The 17,195-nt window shown below is 70.4% G+C and carries 13 protein-coding genes; 11 read left to right on the top strand and 2 right to left on the bottom strand.

What is annotated here, in order from left to right; translation table 11 throughout:
* Position 1: 1 nt before the first annotated feature.
* Positions 2 to 1,519, bottom strand: coding sequence for a ricin-type beta-trefoil lectin domain protein (locus AB0F58_RS01745; RefSeq protein WP_357136797.1), 1,518 nt, complete (start codon positions 1,517 to 1,519; stop codon positions 2 to 4).
* Between the two features lie 839 nt (positions 1,520 to 2,358).
* Between AB0F58_RS01745 and araB the strand changes: the two genes are divergently transcribed.
* The 10 genes from araB to AB0F58_RS01695 all read left to right on the top strand — a co-directional run bounded on the left by araB (position 2,359) and on the right by AB0F58_RS01695 (position 15,937).
* Entirely contained in the window at positions 2,359 to 4,044 is a 1,686-nt protein-coding gene (gene araB, locus AB0F58_RS01740; protein WP_357136445.1) for a ribulokinase, read from the top strand.
* A complete protein-coding gene (locus AB0F58_RS01735; protein ID WP_357136442.1) occupies positions 4,041 to 4,745 on the top strand; it encodes an L-ribulose-5-phosphate 4-epimerase in 705 nt (234 codons plus the stop codon). Before araB ends, AB0F58_RS01735 begins: the two co-directional genes overlap by 4 nt.
* 110 nt (positions 4,746 to 4,855) lie before the next feature.
* Positions 4,856 to 5,854, top strand: a complete 999-nt coding sequence (locus AB0F58_RS01730; protein WP_357136439.1) for an ABC transporter substrate-binding protein — start codon at positions 4,856 to 4,858, stop codon at positions 5,852 to 5,854.
* 87 nt (positions 5,855 to 5,941) lie between these two features.
* Positions 5,942 to 7,480 carry a sugar ABC transporter ATP-binding protein gene (locus AB0F58_RS01725; protein WP_357136437.1) on the top strand — a complete coding sequence of 513 codons (1,539 nt, stop codon included), beginning with the start codon at positions 5,942 to 5,944 and terminating at the stop codon, positions 7,478 to 7,480.
* Positions 7,477 to 8,547 (top strand): ABC transporter permease, encoded by a 1,071-nt coding sequence (locus AB0F58_RS01720; RefSeq protein WP_357136434.1) that lies wholly within the window; start codon positions 7,477 to 7,479, stop codon positions 8,545 to 8,547. The genes AB0F58_RS01725 and AB0F58_RS01720 overlap by 4 nt, the downstream gene beginning before the upstream one ends.
* On the top strand, positions 8,544 to 9,536 hold the full coding sequence (gene yjfF, locus AB0F58_RS01715; protein WP_357136431.1) for a galactofuranose ABC transporter, permease protein YjfF: 993 nt from the start codon (positions 8,544 to 8,546) through the stop codon (positions 9,534 to 9,536). Before AB0F58_RS01720 ends, yjfF begins: the two co-directional genes overlap by 4 nt.
* A 26-nt stretch (positions 9,537 to 9,562) precedes the next feature.
* The gene (araA, locus tag AB0F58_RS01710; protein WP_357136428.1) at positions 9,563 to 11,065 is read left to right on the top strand and encodes an L-arabinose isomerase; all 1,503 of its coding nucleotides are present in this window, start codon (positions 9,563 to 9,565) and stop codon (positions 11,063 to 11,065) included.
* A 311-nt stretch (positions 11,066 to 11,376) separates the two neighbouring features.
* Positions 11,377 to 13,461 carry an RICIN domain-containing protein gene (locus tag AB0F58_RS01705; RefSeq protein WP_357136425.1) on the top strand — a complete coding sequence of 695 codons (2,085 nt, stop codon included), beginning with the start codon at positions 11,377 to 11,379 and terminating at the stop codon, positions 13,459 to 13,461.
* Positions 13,462 to 13,911: 450 nt separating this feature from the next.
* The gene (locus tag AB0F58_RS01700; RefSeq protein ID WP_357136422.1) at positions 13,912 to 14,901 is read left to right on the top strand and encodes a LacI family DNA-binding transcriptional regulator; all 990 of its coding nucleotides are present in this window, start codon (positions 13,912 to 13,914) and stop codon (positions 14,899 to 14,901) included.
* 166 nt (positions 14,902 to 15,067) lie between these two features.
* Positions 15,068 to 15,937, top strand: a complete 870-nt coding sequence (locus tag AB0F58_RS01695) for an AraC family transcriptional regulator (RefSeq protein ID WP_357136419.1) — start codon at positions 15,068 to 15,070, stop codon at positions 15,935 to 15,937.
* Positions 15,938 to 16,103: 166 nt separating this feature from the next.
* Here AB0F58_RS01695 and AB0F58_RS01690 read toward each other — a convergent pair whose 3' ends face one another.
* Positions 16,104 to 16,517, bottom strand: coding sequence for a VOC family protein (locus AB0F58_RS01690; protein ID WP_357136416.1), 414 nt, complete (start codon positions 16,515 to 16,517; stop codon positions 16,104 to 16,106).
* A gap of 234 nt (positions 16,518 to 16,751) precedes the next feature.
* On the opposite strand from AB0F58_RS01690, the gene AB0F58_RS01685 reads away from it, so the two are divergent.
* Positions 16,752 to 17,180 (top strand): Fur family transcriptional regulator, encoded by a 429-nt coding sequence (locus tag AB0F58_RS01685; protein ID WP_357136414.1) that lies wholly within the window; start codon positions 16,752 to 16,754, stop codon positions 17,178 to 17,180.
* Positions 17,181 to 17,195 lie beyond the last annotated feature (15 nt).

The following is a 17,195-nucleotide window of genomic DNA, read 5'->3' as shown; positions in this document are numbered from 1 at the left end:
CTCACACCCGGCTCCACCGCTGGTTGGCGTTGCCGTGGCAGGACCAGACGAGCACGGCCGTCCCGTTGGCCGAGCCGCCGTTGTCGACGTCCAGGCAGAGGGACGGGAAGCGGACGTTGCCGACCGTGCCGTTGCCGTTGAACGTCCACTGCTGGTTGCTGCCACCGTTGCAGTCCCAGATCTGTACCCGGGTCCCGTTGGTCGCGTTGGTGGGGACGTCCAGGCACTTGCCGAGGATCCGCAGGGTCTGGCCGTTCTGGCTGATCTGCTGGTTGGGGTTGCCGTGGCAGTCCCAGATCAGCGTCCCGGTGCCGTTGGCGGTGTTGGCGTTGTCGAGGTCGAGACACCGCCCGGCCGACTCGCTGCGCAGCCGGAACGTGGTGGGCGGCGGCGGGTCGGTCGTGCCGCCGCCGCTGACCCGGAACACCACCGTGCCGTGTGCCGGCACACTCGCCGAGATGGTCCCGGTCGTGGTGGAGGTGGCGTTGGTCCACGCGTCCCGCAGGGTGAAGGAACTGCCGGTCTTGCCGATCGCCGCCGCGGTGGTGGAGACCGTCGTGGTGGCGCTGCCCTGGTTGAACAGGGCGACGGCGACGTCGCCGTTGGCGAGCCGCTTGGCCAGGACCCGCCGGGTGCCGTCGTGGGAGACCTGGACGGCCTGGCGCCCGAGCGGATCCTGGTTGATGGCGACGAGGTTCTGGTTCCTCAGGATGGTCAGCGTCGCCGCGTTCGCCGAGCGCAGGTCGTTGCCCATCATGAGCGGTGCCGCCATGATCGACCACAGCGCGAAGTGGCTGCGCATCTCGGTGTCGTTCATCCCGCCGTTGCCGATCTCCAGCATGTCCGGGTCGGTGAACCCGCCCGGTGCGGCGTAGCCGGCCAGCGGCACGTTGACGTTGACGATGTTCTGGATTCCCATCGGGTACCCGTTGGTCTGGCCGGTGTCCCACGCGTTGGTGATGTCCTCGGTGGTCCGCCACAGGTTCGCCACGTCGCTCCAGTTGCGCTGTGGCCCGGTCTTCTCGTGGATGCTGTTCGGATTGATGCTGTAGACGATCGGGCGGCCGGTGGCGGCCAGCGCGTCGCGCATGATGCCGAACCTCGCCACCTGGTCGTTGATCGTTCCGGTGGGGGAGCACCAGTCGTACTTCAGGTAGTCCACGCCCCAGGCGGCGAACTGCCGGGCGTCCTGGTACTCGTGCCCGAGGCTGCCGGTGGAACCGGGGAAGGAGTCGAAGTACTGGGCGCAGGTCTGGTCCAGCGGTGCCTGGTAGATGCCGAACAGCAGGCCCCGGGCGTGCAGGTAGTCGCCGAGCGCCTTCATCCCGCTCGGGAACCGTTCCGGGTGGCCCTGGAGGTTGCCCTGCGCGTCCCGGTTCGGGTTGAACCAGCAGTCGTCGACCACGACGTACTTGTACCCGAGGTCCCGCAGGCCGGTGTTCACGATCGAGTCGGCCATCTGGCGGATGAGCGTCTCGTTGATGTTGCAGCCGAACGTGTTCCAGGTGTTCCAGCCCATCGGCGGGGTACGGGCGACCCCGTTGTTCAGCGCCTGTGCCGGTTGTGGCGCGACGACAGCGCCGGCGACGGTGGTCGCGACCGTCACCGCCAGGACGCTGAGGACAGCTGTCAGCCATCTTCTCGGTCTACGCACGTGTGCCTCCCTGTCGGAGCGTCGGCGTCGGCAGCCGGTGGCCGACGCCGTGGGTGGTGGGAACGGTGGGCTGCTGACGGGGTGGCCGGGTGCCGGTGCGCGTTCGCGGCCGTCGGCCGCGGGGTGGCCACCCGGTTACTCCCGGCAGCCGGGTGGCGACGCTGCGGATCGCGCCGGTCGCCCTGTGGTCACGTCGTCACGTGCCCGGTCGGCTCCCACCGCGCTGGCTGCCGGGCGGTGCCGCGACGATGGCAGGCATGTTATCGCTGACATCCAGAGATGTAAATTTGTTCCGGTAATGGCCTCCTCCCGGTGCTGCCGCCGCGGGCCCGCGCCGGCCGTTCCTGGCGGCGTCCAGGCAGCTCGGAGCCGATGGAGGGGAGGTTGTCCGGATCGGCGGGCGGAAGTCCGGCGGGCGGGACGGTGGGTGTCCTGGTGGCGGGATCGGTCGCATGTTGTCGTTAACAACGATGTTCCGGCGGTGGGGCGGGTGCCCGGTCCGGCACCACCCCGCCGGGGGTGGCGGCCCGTGCCCCGTCCGCGTCCCGCCGGTGCGCTCCGGAGTGGGCGGTGACCGGGCGTGACGTTCCGGTCCGGTCCGCCCGGCCGGTCGGTGCGTCCGTTACGGAGCTGTTGTCGCCGGGTGGCTTGACGGCAATCAATGTGAGCGTTAACACTAGGCGGGTCGTCGTACGGAGGTGGTCATGGGCAGGGTGGACGGTGCGGACGAGCGGTACGTGATCGGGGTCGACTACGGCACGCTCTCCGGACGGGCCCTGGTGGTCCGGGTCCGCGACGGCGCGGAGGTCGGTACCGCGGTGCACGAGTACCGCCACGGCGTGATCGAGGCCGCGCTCCCCGACGGCGGCCCGGCGCTGGCCCCGGACTGGGCGTTACAGGACCCGGAGGACTACCGGGACGTCCTGCGGCACGCCGTTCCCGCCGCCCTGGCCGACGCGGGCGTGGATCCGGCGCAGGTCGTCGGCATCGGCACCGACTTCACCGCCTGCACGGTCCTGCCGACGCTCGCCGACGGCACCCCGCTGTGCGAGGTGCCGGAACTGCGGCACCGGCCGCACGCCTGGGTGAAGCTGTGGAAGCACCACGCGGCCCAGCCGCACGCCGACCGGATCAACGCGTTGGCCCACGAGCGACGCGAGCCGTGGATCGGCCGCTACGGCGGCAAGATCTCCGCCGAATGGCAGTTCGCGAAGGGGTTGCAGATCCTGGCGGAGGACCCGGAGACCTACCGGCGGGCCGAGCGGTTCATCGAGGCCGCCGACTGGATCGTGTGGCAGCTCTGCGACACCGAGACCCGCAACGTCTGCACCGCCGGCTACAAGGGCATCCGGCAGGACGACCGGTACCCGTCGGCGGAGTACCTGGCCGCGCTCGACCCCGGCTTCGCGGACTTCGTCACCAAGCTGGACGGCCCACTGCTGCCGCAGGGTGCCCGGGCCGGCACCCTCGGCGCGCGGGCCGCCGCCTGGACCGGGCTGCCGGTGGGCATCGCGGTGGCGGTCGGCAACGTCGACGCACACGTCACCGCCGCCTCCGCCCGAGCCCTGACTCCCGGCCGGTTGGTGGCCATCATGGGCACCTCGACCTGCCACGTCGTCAACGGCACCCACCCCGCCGAGGTGCCCGGCATGTGCGGGGTCGTCGACGGCGGCATCAGCCCCGGTGCCTGGGGCTACGAGGCCGGGCAGAGCGGTGTCGGCGACATCTTCGGCTGGTTCGTCCGGCACGCCGCGCCGGCCGGTACGGACGGCCACGAGCAGCTGACCGAGCTGGCCGCCGCCCAGCCGGTCGGAGCTCACGGCCTGGTCGCGCTGGACTGGTGGAACGGCAACCGGTCCCTGCTGGTCAACCACGACCTCAGCGGCCTGATCGTCGGCCTGACCCTGGCCACCCGGCCGCAGGACATCTACCGGGCGCTGCTGGAGTCCACGGCGTTCGGCACCCGAATGATCATCGAGGCGTTCGTCGCGGCCGGGGTGCCGGTCAACGACCTGGTCGTCGCCGGTGGTCTCACCTCGAACCGGCTGCTGATGCAGATCTACGCCGACGTCACGAACCGCCCCCTGGGCATCATCGGCTCCGCCCAGGGACCGGCGCTGGGATCGGCGATCCACGCGGCCGTCGCCGCCGGGGCGTACCCGACGATCCACGAGGCCTCGGCGGCGATGGGCCGGGTGCACGAGGGCGTCTACCAGCCGGACCCGGAGAACGTCCGCGCCTACGACGCCCTCTACGCCGAGTACCGCGCGCTGCACGACCACTTCGGCCGCGGCGCCAACGACGTCATGCTCCGCCTGCGGGCGATCCGGAACGCGGCCGTCGACACGGCCAGGGCACGGACCGACTCGGTCCTGGAGGTGGTCGGATGAACAGCGACGTGACCCGACAGGTGCGCGCGCTGCGGGAGAGCGTGGCCCGCCTGCACGGTGAGCTGACCCGCTACGGGTTGGTGGCGTGGACCGCCGGCAACGTCTCGGCGCGGGTCCCCGGTCGGGACCTCCTGGTGATCAAGCCCAGTGGTGTCGACTACGACGACCTGACGGCCGACACGATGGTCGTCTGCGACCTGGACGGCACCGTCGTCGACGGCGACGCCTCGCCGTCCAGCGACACCGCGGCGCACGCCTACGTCTACCGGGCCATGCCCGAGGTCGGCGGCGTCGTCCACACGCACAGCGGTTACGCCACCGCCTGGGCGGCCCGGGGCGAGGCGATCCCCTGCTGGCTGACCGCCCAGGCCGACGAGTTCGGCGGGGAGATCCCGGTCGGACCGTTCGCGCTGATCGGCGGGGACGACATCGGCAAGGGGATCGTCAGCACCCTGTCCCGGCACCGCTCCCCGGCGGTGCTGATGCGCAACCACGGGGTCTTCACGATCGGCAGGGACGCCCGTGCGGCGGTCAAGGCCGCGGTGATGTGCGAGGACGTCGCCCGCACCGCGCACCTGGCCCGCGCGCTCGGTCAGCCGCTGCCGATCGCGCAGGCCGACGTTGACGCGCTGTACGACCGGTACCAGAACGTCTACGGCCAACGCCCCACACCGGCCGACCGGGCCGCGGGAACCCCCTGACCGGCCCCGCTCGACCGGCACGAACCCTTCTCGCGCCACCTCCACCACCACACCCGGCTCGTCGACCCGTAGGGCGGCGCGTCGGGATCACCTGATCCGAGGAGAAACCGATGAGTACCAGGAGAACGGCACGCACCATCGTCGCGGCCCTCGCCACCGTGCTGCTCGCCGGCAGCATGGCGGCCTGCGGCAACAGTGACACCGGCGGGGACGGCGGGGACGGCGGCGACGGGAAGATCGTCCTGGGCTTCTCCCAGGTCGGCGCGGAGAGCGGCTGGCGCACGGCGAACACCACCTCGATCAAGGAGGCCGCCGCCGAGGCCGGGATCGAGCTGAAGTTCGACGACGCCCAGCAGAAGCAGGAGAACCAGATCAAGGCGATCCGGAACTTCGTCCAGCAGAAGGTCGACGTGATCGCCTTCTCCCCGGTGGTGGAGTCCGGCTGGGACACGGTGCTCAAGGAGGCGAAGGACGCCGGGATCCCGGTGATCCTGACCGACCGCTCCGTCGACTCGGCCGACAAGACGCTCTACAAGACCTTCCTCGGCTCGGACTTCGTCAAGGAGGGCCGCCTCGCCGGCGAGTGGCTGGTGGAGCAGACGAAGAGCGCCACCGGCCCGGTGAACATCGTCGAGTTGCAGGGCACGACCGGCTCGGCGCCGGCCAACGACCGCAAGGAGGGCTTCGCCGCGGCGATCGCCGCCAACCCGAACCTGAAGATCATCGCGTCCCAGTCGGGTGACTTCAAGCGGGCCGACGGCAAGCAGGTCATGGAGCAGTTCCTCAAGGCCAACCCGGACATCGACGTGCTCTTCGCGCACAACGACGACATGGGCCTGGGCGCGCTGGAGGCGATCACCGCCGCCGGCAAGGTGCCCGGCAAGGACATCACCATCATCACCATCGACGCGGTGAAGGACGGGATGCAGGCCCTCGCGGACGGCAAGTTCAACTTCATCGCGGAGTGCAGCCCGCTGCTCGGCCCGCAGCTGATGGAGCTGGTGAAGAAGGTCGAGAGCGGCCAGCAGGTGCCGGCCCGGATCGAGACCGAGGAAACCACCTTCACCCAGGAGCAGGCCAAGGAGGCGCTGCCCAACCGCAAGTACTGACCGACGTCGGGGTCGCCGTCTCCGGACGACGACCCCGACCCGTCGCTCGCTCGTCCGTACCGACACCAACCAGAAGAGGCCGATGGGATGACGGGTAGCCGTCCGGTCCTGACCATGAACGGGATCAGCAAGACCTTTCCCGGGGTCCGCGCACTCCACAACGTCGATTTCCGGCTCTTCCCGGGCGAGGTGCACGCCCTGATGGGCGAGAACGGCGCCGGCAAGTCGACCCTGATCAAGGTGCTGACCGGGGTCTACGGCATCGACGAGGGCACGGTCACCCTCGACGGTGCGCAGGTCGCCTTCACCGGGCCGATGCAGGCCGCCGCCTCCGGCGTGAGCACCGTGTACCAGGAGGTCAACCTCTGCACCAACCTGTCCGTGGCGGAGAACGTCTTCATCGGCCGGGAACCCCGCCGGTTCGGCGCCGTCCGCTGGGGCGAGGTGCGCCGGCGGGCCCGGGAACTCCTGACCCGACTGGACCTCGACATCGACGTCACCGCGCCGCTCGGGACGTACTCGCTGGCCGTGCAGCAGATGGTCGCCATCGCTCGGGCGATCGACGTACGGGCCCGGGTGCTGATCCTCGACGAGCCGACCTCCAGCCTGGACGCCGGCGAGGTCGCCCAGTTGTTCCGGATCATGCGGCAGCTGCGGGACGAGGGCATCGCCATCCTCTTCGTGACGCACTTCCTCGACCAGGTCTACGGCATCGCCGACCGCATCACGGTGCTGCGCAACGGTGCCCTGGTCGGCGAGTACCGGACCGGGGAGCTGCCGCAGTTCGGCCTCGTCGAGAAGATGATCGGCAAGGAACTCGACGTGCTGGAGCGGCTCGACGAGCAGCAGAAGCGGGTCGTCACCACCCGGGCCGACGCCACCCCGCTGCTGGACGCGGTGGACGTCGGGCGCAGGGGCGCGGTAGCGCCGTTCACCCTGCGCATCCACGCCGGTGAGGTGGTCGGCCTGGCCGGTCTGCTCGGCTCCGGCCGGACCGAGGTGGCCCGGTTGCTGTTCGGCGCCGACCGCGCCGACCACGGCCGGGTCCGGGTCGACGGCGACCCGACGCCGCTGCGCAACCCGGTCCAGGCCATCGACCGCGGCATCGGGTTCTGCTCGGAGAACCGCCGTACCGAGGGCATCGTCCCCGACCTGTCGGTGCGCGAGAACATGATCCTGGCGATGCAGGCCGCCCGGGGTTGGCTGCGGCCCATTCCCCGACGCCGGCAGGACGAGCTGGTGGAGAAGTACACGAAGGCGCTCAGCATCCGGCCGGCGAATCCGGACCTGCCGGTCCGCAACCTCTCCGGCGGCAACCAGCAGAAGGTGCTCCTGGCCCGGTGGCTGATCACCGAGCCACGCCTGCTGATCCTCGACGAACCCACCCGCGGCATCGACATCGGCGCCAAGGCGGAGATCCAGAAGTTGGTGGTGGAACTCTCCGACGGGGGCACGGCGGTGCTGTTCATCTCCGCCGAGCTGGAAGAGGTGCTGCGGCTGAGCCACCGCGTCGCGGTCATGCGCGACCGGACGATGGTCGCCCAGCTCACCAACGACGACACCGTGGACGCCGGCCGCATCATGCAGGCCATCGCCAGTGGCACGATCCGGAAGGCCGACCGATGAGGACCATCCCGGACCGCCTCCGCCCACTGACCGGTCACCGGTTGTTCTGGCCCGCGCTCGTCCTCGTGGTCATGATCCTCGCGAACACGGTCTACCGGCCCGGTTTCCTCTCCATCGAGGTCAAGAACGGGCACCTCTACGGAACGCTTGTCGACATCCTCCGGCTGAGCGCGCCGCTGATCCTCGTCGCGCTCGGCATGACCCTGGTCATCGCCACCGGCGGCATCGACCTCTCCGTCGGCTCGCTCTGTGCCATCAGCGGTGCCATCGCCTGTCTGTACGTGAGCGAGGCCCCCGACCAGAACAGCATGTCCACCCTGCTGACCGCGCTCGCGCTGGCCTTCGGCGCCGCACTCGTGCTCGGCATGTGGAACGGCGTGCTGGTCGCCGTGATCGGCATCCAGCCCATCATCGCCACGCTCATCCTGATGGTGGCCGGTCGCGGGCTCGCCCAGCTGGTCACCGAGGGGCAGATCATCACGATCAACTCGGATTCCTACCGGGCGATCGGGCTCGGACACTTCCTGACCCTGCCGCTGGCCGTCTTCGTCGCCCTCGCCGTGACCCTGCTCGTCGCCGCGTTCACCCGCCGTACCGCCCTCGGCCTGATCGTCGAGTCGGTGGGCGGCAACGCCGGGGCCAGCCGGCTGGCCGGCATCCGCTCGGGTCGCGTCATCTTCCTGGTCTACGTGGTCAGCGCCGCCTGCGCGGCCGTCGCCGGGTTCATGATGACGGCCAACGTCTCCAGCGCCGACGGCAGCGCCGTCGGCCTCTGGGTCGAGCTCGACGCGATCCTCGCGGTCGTCATCGGTGGCACGTCCCTCGCCGGCGGCCGGTTCTCCCTCGGCGGCACCATCCTCGGCGCCCTGATCATCCAGACCCTCACCACCACGGTGTACGCCATGAACATCTCGCCGCAGACGTCCCTGCTGTTCAAGGCGGTCGTCGTCATCGCCGTCTGCCTCATCCAGTCGCCGAAGTTCCGCGCGACGGTCAGCCGTCGCCGGCGCGGGCGAACGCCCGGCCCGGCGACCCCGCAACGGGAGAAGGAGCAGGTGCCGGCATGAGCAGCACGTCGCTGGCCAACGGCCGGTTCCGGCGTTCGACGCTGCCGCGACGGCACGTCCCGGTCCTGGCCACCCTCGCTCTGCTACTGGTCATGTACGGCATCGGGGTCTCTCAATACCGGGCGTTCTCCAACGTCCAGGTCGTCTTCAACATCTTCATCGACAACGGCTTCCTGCTGGTGGTCGCGGTCGGCATGACCCTGGTGATCCTCACCGGCGGCATCGACCTGTCGGTCGGCTCGGTGGTCGCCATGACCGCGATGGTGTCCGCCGCGCTGCTCCAGGACGGGGTGCCGTCGTTCCTCGTGCTCGTCATCGCCCTGCTGATCGGCCCGACGCTCGGGTTCCTGATGGGCTGCGCGATCCACTTCTTCGAGATCCAGCCGTTCATCGTCACCCTCGCGGGGATGTTCTTCGCCCGGGGCATGTGCACGTTCATCAGCGACTCCTCCATCCGCATCACCGACGGCTTCTGGACCACCATGTCCCAGGAGCGCATCGGTGACCCGCGGGGGAACTTCGTGTCGATCAGCGTGCTGATCGCGTTCGCGGTCGTCCTGGTCGCCGCGTACGTGCTCGCGTACACCCGGTTCGGCCGCACCGTGTACGCGATCGGCGGTAACCCCCAGTCCGCGCTGCTGATGGGCCTGCCGGTCGGGCGTACCCGGATCGCCGTCTACACGGTCAGCGGGCTGTGCTCGGCCATCGGCGGCATCCTGCTGTCGTTCTACACGCTCTCCGGCGCGCCGCTGATCGGCATCGGCATGGAACTGGACGTGATCGCCGCCGTCGTCATCGGCGGGACGGTGCTCACCGGCGGGTCCGGCTACGTGTTCGGAACCGTGCTCGGGGTGCTGGTCCTGGGCGTCATCCAGACCCTGATCACGTTCGACGGCAGCCTCAACTCCTGGTGGATCAAGATCGTGATCGGCGGGCTGCTGTTCGCGTTCATCCTCCTCCAGCGCCTCATCGGCATCCGCCTCAAGTGACAGCCCCTCTCGCGGAAGGCACTCCCATGGCAACGCACGCGCAACCCGAGGTCTGGTTCCTCACCGGAAGCCAGGGTCTCTACGGCGAGGACACCCTCCGGCAGGTCGCCGACCAGTCCCGGCAGATCGCCGCGCAGCTCGACGACGCGCCGGGTGTTCCCGTCCGGGTGGTCTGGAAGCCGGTCCTGACCACCAGCACCGACATCCTCCAGGCCTGCCGGGACGCCGCCGTGCAGGGCGCGGTCGGGGTGATCGCCTGGATGCACACCTTCTCGCCGGCGAAGATGTGGATCGCCGGCCTGGACGCCCTCCAGACGCCGCTGCTGCACCTGCACACCCAGGCGAACGTCCTGCTGCCATGGGACGAGATCGACATGGACTTCATGAACCTGAACCAGGCCGCCCACGGCGACCGCGAGTTCGGCTACATCCAGACCCGCCTCGGCGTGGCACGCAAGACCGTCGCCGGGCACGTCAGCGACCCCCGGGTGATCTCCCGGGTCGGCGCGTGGGCACGCGCGGCGCTCGGGTACGCGGCGATGCGGTCGCTGCGGCTGGCCCGCTTCGGCGACAACATGCGGGACGTCGCCGTGACCGAGGGCGACAAGGTCGAGGCGGAGCTGCGGTTCGGTGTCTCGGTCAACACCTACGGGGTCAACGATCTCGTCGCGGTCGTCGACCAGGTGACCGAGGCGCAGGTCGACGACCTGGTCAAGGAGTACGACGACACGTACCGGGTCGATCAGGGGCTGCGGTCCGGCGGGGCGCGGCACGACTCGCTGCGCTACGCCGCACGCCTGGAACTGGGCCTGCGCTCGTTCCTCGACGAGGGCGGCTTCCGGGCCTTCACCACGAACTTCGAGGACCTCGGCGGTCTGCGCCAGCTGCCCGGCATCGCCGTGCAGCGGCTGATGGCCGACGGGTACGGCTTCGGCGGCGAGGGTGACTGGAAGACCTCCGTGCTGGTCCGCACGCTCAAGGCGATGGCGGTGGGTGTTCCGGGTGGCACCTCCTTCATGGAGGACTACACCTACGACCTCACCCCCGGTGCCGAACTGGTGCTCGGCGCCCACATGCTCGAGGTCTGCCCGACGATCGCCGGTGACACGCCGACCGTCGAGGTCCACCCGCTGGGCATCGGCGGCCGGGAGGACCCGGTACGCCTGGTGTTCGACGCCACCCCGGGTCCGGCGGTGGTGCTCGGCATGGCGGACATGGGGGAGCGGTTCCGCCTGGTGGCCAACGAGGTGGACGTGGTGGCGCCGCCCCACCCGCTGCGCAGGCTCCCGGTGGCCCGCGCGGTCTGGCGGCCCCGCCCGCACCTGGCCGGCTCGGCGGAGGCGTGGATCACCGCCGGTGCGCCCCACCACACCGTGCTGTCGCAGGCCGTCGGTGTCGAGGAGTTGCACGACCTGGCCGAGATGACCCGTACCGAGCTGGTGGTCATCGACGCCGACACCGAACCGCGCCGCTTCGCCGCCGAGATCCGGTGGAACCAGGCGTACTACCGGCTCGCCCGGGGGTTCTGAGCCGCGGCCGATCGCCGGACTGTCGCCGGTCCTCCCTCCTCGGGGAGGGCCACCCGTTCGCGTTCCGGGCCTCGCCCCCGCGCGCGTGCCACGCCTTGACTGATCCGATGTTATCGCTCACAGTCGATGGATAGGGCGGCCACCTCTCGGCCAGCCGGGTCGACGGTCGCCCATCGCGACTCGTCGAGGGTCGCGCGCCCTCTGGGCAGGGGCGCTGATGTTAGCGATCACATTCCCGGCTGGATGTCTGGTGCCCGGGAGGACGACCCGGCCGACCCGTTCCGGTTCCTGACCTTTCTCGAAGGAGGATCATGGTTGCCATCGGTGGGTCCGTCTGGGGAGTACCCGGGCGGCGTGGGTGGTTGTCCCGGCTCGCCGCCGTCATGGTGGCGGTGGTGGTGAGCGGCATGCTGGTGGGGGTGTCCCCGATCCCGGCGTCGGCGGCGGTGGTGGACACGAACGCCTGGTACGTACTGGTCAACCGCAACAGCGGCAAGGCGTTGGACGTGTACAACCGGGCCACGAACGACGGGGCGCGGATCGTGCAGTGGCCGCGTAACGACGGGGCGTGGCAGCAGTGGCAGTTCGTGGATTCCGGTGGTGGTTTCTTCCGGTTGCGGTCGCGGCACTCGGGCAAGGTGCTGGATGTCCAGAACTCGTCAACGGCCAACGGCGCGGCGGTGGTGCAGTGGGCTGACGTCAACGGGGCCAATCAGCAGTTCCGGTTGGCGGACTCGGCGGACGGGTTCGTGCGGTTGGTGAACCGGAACTCGAACCGGGTGGTGGAGGTGCAGAACGCCTCGACCGCCGACGGTGGGAACGTCGTGCAGTACGACGACTTCAACGGTGGTCACCAGCAGTGGCAGTTGGTGCGGGTGGGCGACGCCGGCAATCCCGGCGGCACCTTCACGAACCCGGTCGTCTGGCAGGACTTCGCCGACGTCGACATCATCCGGGTCGGCGACGTCTACTACATGTCCGCCTCCACCATGCACTACTCGCCGGGCGCCCCGGTGCTGCGCTCGTGGGACCTGGTCAACTGGGAGTTCGCCGGGCACTCGGTACCCCGGCTCGACTTCGGCACGAAGTACGACCTGGCCAACGGCAGCCATGCGTACGTGGACGGCATCTGGGCCTCCACGCTGAACTACCGGCCGAGCAACCGGACCTTCTACTGGGCCGGCTGCATCGACTTCGCCCAGACGCACATCTACACGGCCTCCACGGTGGACGGCGCGTGGAGCCGGCACACCACCATCCCCAACTGCTACTACGACGCCGGGATGCTGATCGACGACAACGACACCATGTACGTCGCGTACGGCAACGGCACGATCAGCGTGGCGCAGTTGTCCGCCGACGGGCGCACCCAGGTCCGCGCCCAGCAGGTCTACCAGACGCCGTCGAGCATCGGCACCCTGGAGGGGGCCCGCTTCTACAAGCGCAACGGCGCCTACTACATCTGGCTGACCCGCCCGGCGAACGGCCAGTACGTCCTCAAGTCGACCAACGGCCCGTTCGGTCCGTACGAGCAGCGGCAGGTCCTGCTCAACATGCCGGGCCCGATCTCCGGCGGCGGGGTGCCCCACCAGGGCGGTCTGGTGCAGACCCAGAACGGCGCCTGGTACTACATGGCGTTCACCGACGCGTACCCGGGCGGGCGGATGCCGACGCTGGCGCCGATCACCTGGACCAGCGACGGCTGGCCACAGGTGCAGACGGTCAACGGGAACTGGGGCGTCAGCTACCCCAACCCGCTGCCGCTGCGGCCGGTCAAGCCGCTGACCGGCACCGACACCTTCGCCGGCACCACCCTCGGTCCGCAGTACGAGTGGAACCACAACCCGGACAACAGCCGGTGGTCGGTGAACAACGGGCTGCGTCTGCAGACCGCGACGGTGACCAACGACCTCTACCGGGCCCGGAACACGGTGACCCACCGCATCCAGGGACCGACCTCGACCGGCACCATCGAGCTGGACTACTCGACGATGCGCGACGGCGACCGGGCCGGACTCGCGATGCTCCGCGACACCTCCGCCTGGATCGGCGTCAAACGGGACAACGGCACCACGCGGGTGGTGATGACCAACGGCCTGACCATGGGCACCGACAACTGGAACACCACCGGAACCGGGACCGAGATCGCCAGCGCCGGGATCTCCGGCGGGCGGATCTGGTTGCGGGCGAACGCCGACATCCGACCCGGGACGGGGCGGCAGGCGAGGTTCTCGTACAGCACCGACGGCGTCACCTTCGTGCCGTTGGGCAACGCCCTGACCCTCAACAACGCCTGGCAGTTCTTCATGGGCTACCGGTTCGGCGTCTTCAACTACGCCACTCAGGCGCTGGGCGGCTCGGTCACGGTTCGCCAGTTCTCCCTGACCACGCCATGACGTCGGTCACGTCCCGGGGCCGTACGGCCCCATGAGGAGTGGGGCGGCAGTCGTCCGGGGCCGGTGGCAGGAACCAGCCGGTCGGCCCCGAGCGCTCCGCCCCTCCACCGGAAGCCCTGTTCCGTCGATCGTGGGAGGTCGCGGAACAGGGCTTTCGCGCGGCAGGCCGGATACGACCGCTCGGCCCCGCCGGCCCGGCCGGTGGGAGAACGCGTTCCGCCAGTTCCGGGGCGTGCCGACACGCGACCCGATCGGTGGCTCAGCCACACCGTTGGCCGAGGCAGGGCTGGCGTAGACTGGCGGCGGTCCAGCCCTGGCCACCCGGCAGCGACCGACGTGGCGGCTGCGGGAGCGAGTCCGGGCCTCCGGGCCGCTCCAAGTCGACGTCGACGGGCCGGGGTCGCCGATGGGCAGGCGGGGGAGAGTGAGGTGGCCGTGCGCGGTCCTGCGATGACGGACGTGGCTCGCCTCGCCGGCGTCTCCCACCAGACGGTGTCCCGGGTGCTCAACGGGCATCCCAACGTGCGTGAGCAGACCCGGCTGCGGGTCCAGGCCGCGATCGTCGAGTTGGGTTACCGGCCCAACCGGGCGGCGCGGGCACTGGTCACCGGCCGCTCCCAGGTGATCGGCGTGGTCGCCCAGAACACCACCCTCTACGGTCCGGCGTCGCTGCTGGCCGCCCTCGAACAGGCTGCGGCCGAGGCGGGCTTCGCGGTCAGCGTCGGCAGCGTGAGCGACCTCGACCACAGGTCGATCTCGGCGGCGGTGGAGCGGCATCTCACCCATCGGGTCGCCGGCATCGTGGTGATCGCGCCGGTGGAGTCGGCCGGTGAGGCCCTCGAGCGGCTGCCCCAGGACGTTCCGCTGGTGACCGTCGACGGCGATCCGCGTCGACCGGTTCCCCTGGTGACGGTCGACCAGGTCGCCGGTGCGCGGGCCGCCACCCAGCATCTCCTCGACGCCGGGCACCGTACGGTCTGGCACGTGTCCGGCCCGCCGGACTGGTTCGACAGCGCGGGCCGGATCGAAGGATGGCGGGAGGCGTTGCAGTCGGCAGGCGTGGAGCTGCCGCCGCTGGTTCCGGCGGACTGGTCCGCGGCGGCCGGGTACCGCTGCGGGCAGATGCTGGCCCGGATGCCGGAGGTCACCGCGGTCTTCACCGCCAACGACCACCTGGCACTCGGCGTGCTGCGGGCACTGTACGAGCACGGTCGGCGGGTGCCGGACGACATCAGCGTGGTCGGCTTCGACGACGTGCCGGAGGCGGCGTACTTCATCCCGCCGTTGACCACCGTGCGCCCCGACTTCGCCGCGGTCGCGCGGGCGAGCCTCGACATGCTGCTGGCCCAGATCGAGACCGACGTCGCCGGCCCGCTGCGGCAGACCATCGCGCCGGCCCTGGTCGCCCGGAACAGCGTCGGGCCACCACCGCGTCGCTGAACCGTCCACCGGGCCGCCGACCCGGGTCTGGCCAGAGCCGCCGGGTACGGACGGCGCCCGACCGGGGTCCGGCGGAACCGGCCGGAGCACCCGACCGGACCGGGCCGCAGCGATCGGGCGCCGGCCCGGGTCCCTCGGGCAGGCTCGACGGTGAAAGGAGGCCTTCGTGATCTCAGCACTCAACCGGCTCGTCGACCTCGTCGAGCAGCACCTCACCGAGGAACTCGACGTCGACGGGCTGGCCCGGAACGTCGGCACGACCGAATACCACCTGCGCCGGATGTTCTCGTCGTTGGCGGGCATGCCGCTGTCGGAGTACGTGCGTCGACGTCGCATGACCGTGGCCGCCGCCGACGTCGTCCGGGGCGAGGGCGACCTGCTGGGCATCGCCGTCCGGCACGGGTACGGCTCCACCGAGGCGTTCGGACGTGCGTTCCGGGCGGTCCATGGTGCCGGTCCCGGTGACGTCCGCCGCAACGGAGGCCCCCTTCGCACACAACCGCAGCTCAGGTTCCGCCTGACCGTCGAAGGGAGCAACCCCATGGACACCCGTATCGTCGAGCGCCCCGCGTTCCGGCTCGTCGGACACGCCGCCCGCGTCCCGCTGATCCACCACGGCATCAACCCGCACATCCAGCGGCACGTCACCGGACTGCCGATGGAGGAGCACCTCCGGCTCAAGGCCCTCAGCAGCACCGAGCCGGCGGGCCTGCTACAGGTCAGCGACGATGTCGATCCCGACGGCACCGAGGGCAGTGAACTGACCTACCTGCACGGCGTCGCCGTCTCCCGGGACACGTCGGTGCCCGACGACCTCGACGCCATCGAGGTGCCGGCCGGCACGTGGGCGGTCTTCCGTACCGCCGGACCCCACCCCGCGACCCTCCAGGCGACCTGGGCCGCGACCGCGACCGAGTGGTTCCCCGCGAACCCGTGGCGACTGCGGCCGGGCCCCGCGATCGTCGCGGTCCTGGATCGGGCGGAGGACTTCAGCACCGCCACCTGCGAGCTGTGGCTGCCGGTCGAACCGGTCTGACCGACCCCCAAGGGTCCCGTGCGCGTCGAGATCCGGCCCGGCCGTCCTTTCCTGCCCCGGCCGCGCCGGTCCGGATCCCGGCACCGACGATGCTCCGACGATCGGTGGGTCGTCGGTGCCGGGATCCGCGCGGACGGTCGGGCCCGGCGAAGCGGGGCAGCGGGTGTCACTGCGGCTGGGCCACGTTGACCATCCACGGGATGCCGAACCGGTCGACGCACATGCCGTACAGGTCGCCCCACATCTGCTTCTCGAACGGCATGGTGACGGTCCCGCCGTCGGACAGATGCTCCCAGACCTCCTCGAGGCCCTCGCCCGGGTCACCGCTGAGGCTGCACGTGATGGCGTCGCCCGGCTTGTGGTACGGCATGCCGGGCGGAGTGTCGGAGGCCATCAGGACGTAGCCCCGGTCGGTGGTGAGCATCGCGTGCATCACCTTGTCGGCGGAGTCCGGGCCGGGTGAACCGTACTCGCCGAAGGTGCTGATCTGTAGCTGGCCGCCGAACACCGACCGGTAGAACTCCATGGCCTCGCGGGCGTTGCCGTCGAACGTGAGGTACGGGTTGAGACGAGACGCCATCGAGGGCTCCCTGGGTTGAGTGACCGGGTCACCTCAGAACCTAGGCCCACCCACCGACACGCAGCGCTGTCTCGGCGACGGACACCCGACAAGGGGAACGGTCCGGCGAACCTCCCGCAGGCACGTCAGCCGGCGTCGACCTGCCGGCGGGACGACCGGGCCCGCGCCGGTGATGGGCGGATGACGTCGACGTAAAACTTGATTGATTCCAGAAGAGTGGGCTATGTTCTTTGCATGACGGCCGACTTCGAGACCCAGCTGCGAGCGGTCTCGTTGCGGGTGACCCGGCCCCGGCTGGCGGTGCTCGCCGCGCTGCGCGACCACCCGCACGTCGACACCGACACGGTCATCGCCCTGGTCCGGGCGGACCAACCCACGGTCTCCCACCAGGCGGTGTACGACGTGCTGCGGGCGCTCACCGACGCCGGTCTGGTGCGGCGCATCCAGCCTGCCGGTGCGACCGCCCGGTACGAGTCCCGGGTGGGGGACAACCACCACCATGTCGTGTGCCGCTCCTGCGGCGCGATCGCCGACGTCGACTGCTCGGTCGGCCATGCTCCCTGTCTCACCGCCTCCGACGACCACGGCTTCGTGGTCGACGAGGCGGAGGTCGTGTACTGGGGTACCTGCCCCGACTGCGCGACCGACCGCATCTCCCAGTGATTCGCCAGCCGGAAG

It is taken from the genome of Micromonospora sp. NPDC023956 (genome assembly GCF_040639195.1).
GTDB lineage: Bacteria > Actinomycetota > Actinomycetes > Mycobacteriales > Micromonosporaceae > Micromonospora.
The sequence above is the reverse complement of the archived record's forward strand: the minus strand, read 5'-3'. Positions and strand labels throughout refer to the sequence as shown.

What these genes read in the sequence shown, in the direction of transcription:
- yjfF (WP_357136431.1), top strand. Translation starts at nt 8,544, where the DNA reads ATGAGCAGCACGTCGCTGGCCAACGGCCGGTTCCGGCGTTCGACGCTG.
- AB0F58_RS01700 (WP_357136422.1), top strand. Translation starts at nt 13,912, where the DNA reads ATGACGGACGTGGCTCGCCTCGCCGGCGTCTCCCACCAGACGGTGTCC.
- AB0F58_RS01735 (WP_357136442.1), top strand. Translation starts at nt 4,041, where the DNA reads ATGAACAGCGACGTGACCCGACAGGTGCGCGCGCTGCGGGAGAGCGTG.
- araA (WP_357136428.1), top strand. Translation starts at nt 9,563, where the DNA reads ATGGCAACGCACGCGCAACCCGAGGTCTGGTTCCTCACCGGAAGCCAG.
- AB0F58_RS01745 (WP_357136797.1), bottom strand. Translation starts at nt 1,519, where the DNA reads ATGGGCTGGAACACCTGGAACACGTTCGGCTGCAACATCAACGAGACG.
- araB (WP_357136445.1), top strand. Translation starts at nt 2,359, where the DNA reads ATGGGCAGGGTGGACGGTGCGGACGAGCGGTACGTGATCGGGGTCGAC.
- AB0F58_RS01720 (WP_357136434.1), top strand. Translation starts at nt 7,477, where the DNA reads ATGAGGACCATCCCGGACCGCCTCCGCCCACTGACCGGTCACCGGTTG.
- AB0F58_RS01730 (WP_357136439.1), top strand. Translation starts at nt 4,856, where the DNA reads ATGAGTACCAGGAGAACGGCACGCACCATCGTCGCGGCCCTCGCCACC.
- AB0F58_RS01705 (WP_357136425.1), top strand. Translation starts at nt 11,377, where the DNA reads ATGGTTGCCATCGGTGGGTCCGTCTGGGGAGTACCCGGGCGGCGTGGG.
- AB0F58_RS01685 (WP_357136414.1), top strand. Translation starts at nt 16,752, where the DNA reads ATGACGGCCGACTTCGAGACCCAGCTGCGAGCGGTCTCGTTGCGGGTG.
- AB0F58_RS01690 (WP_357136416.1), bottom strand. Translation starts at nt 16,517, where the DNA reads ATGGCGTCTCGTCTCAACCCGTACCTCACGTTCGACGGCAACGCCCGC.
- AB0F58_RS01725 (WP_357136437.1), top strand. Translation starts at nt 5,942, where the DNA reads ATGACGGGTAGCCGTCCGGTCCTGACCATGAACGGGATCAGCAAGACC.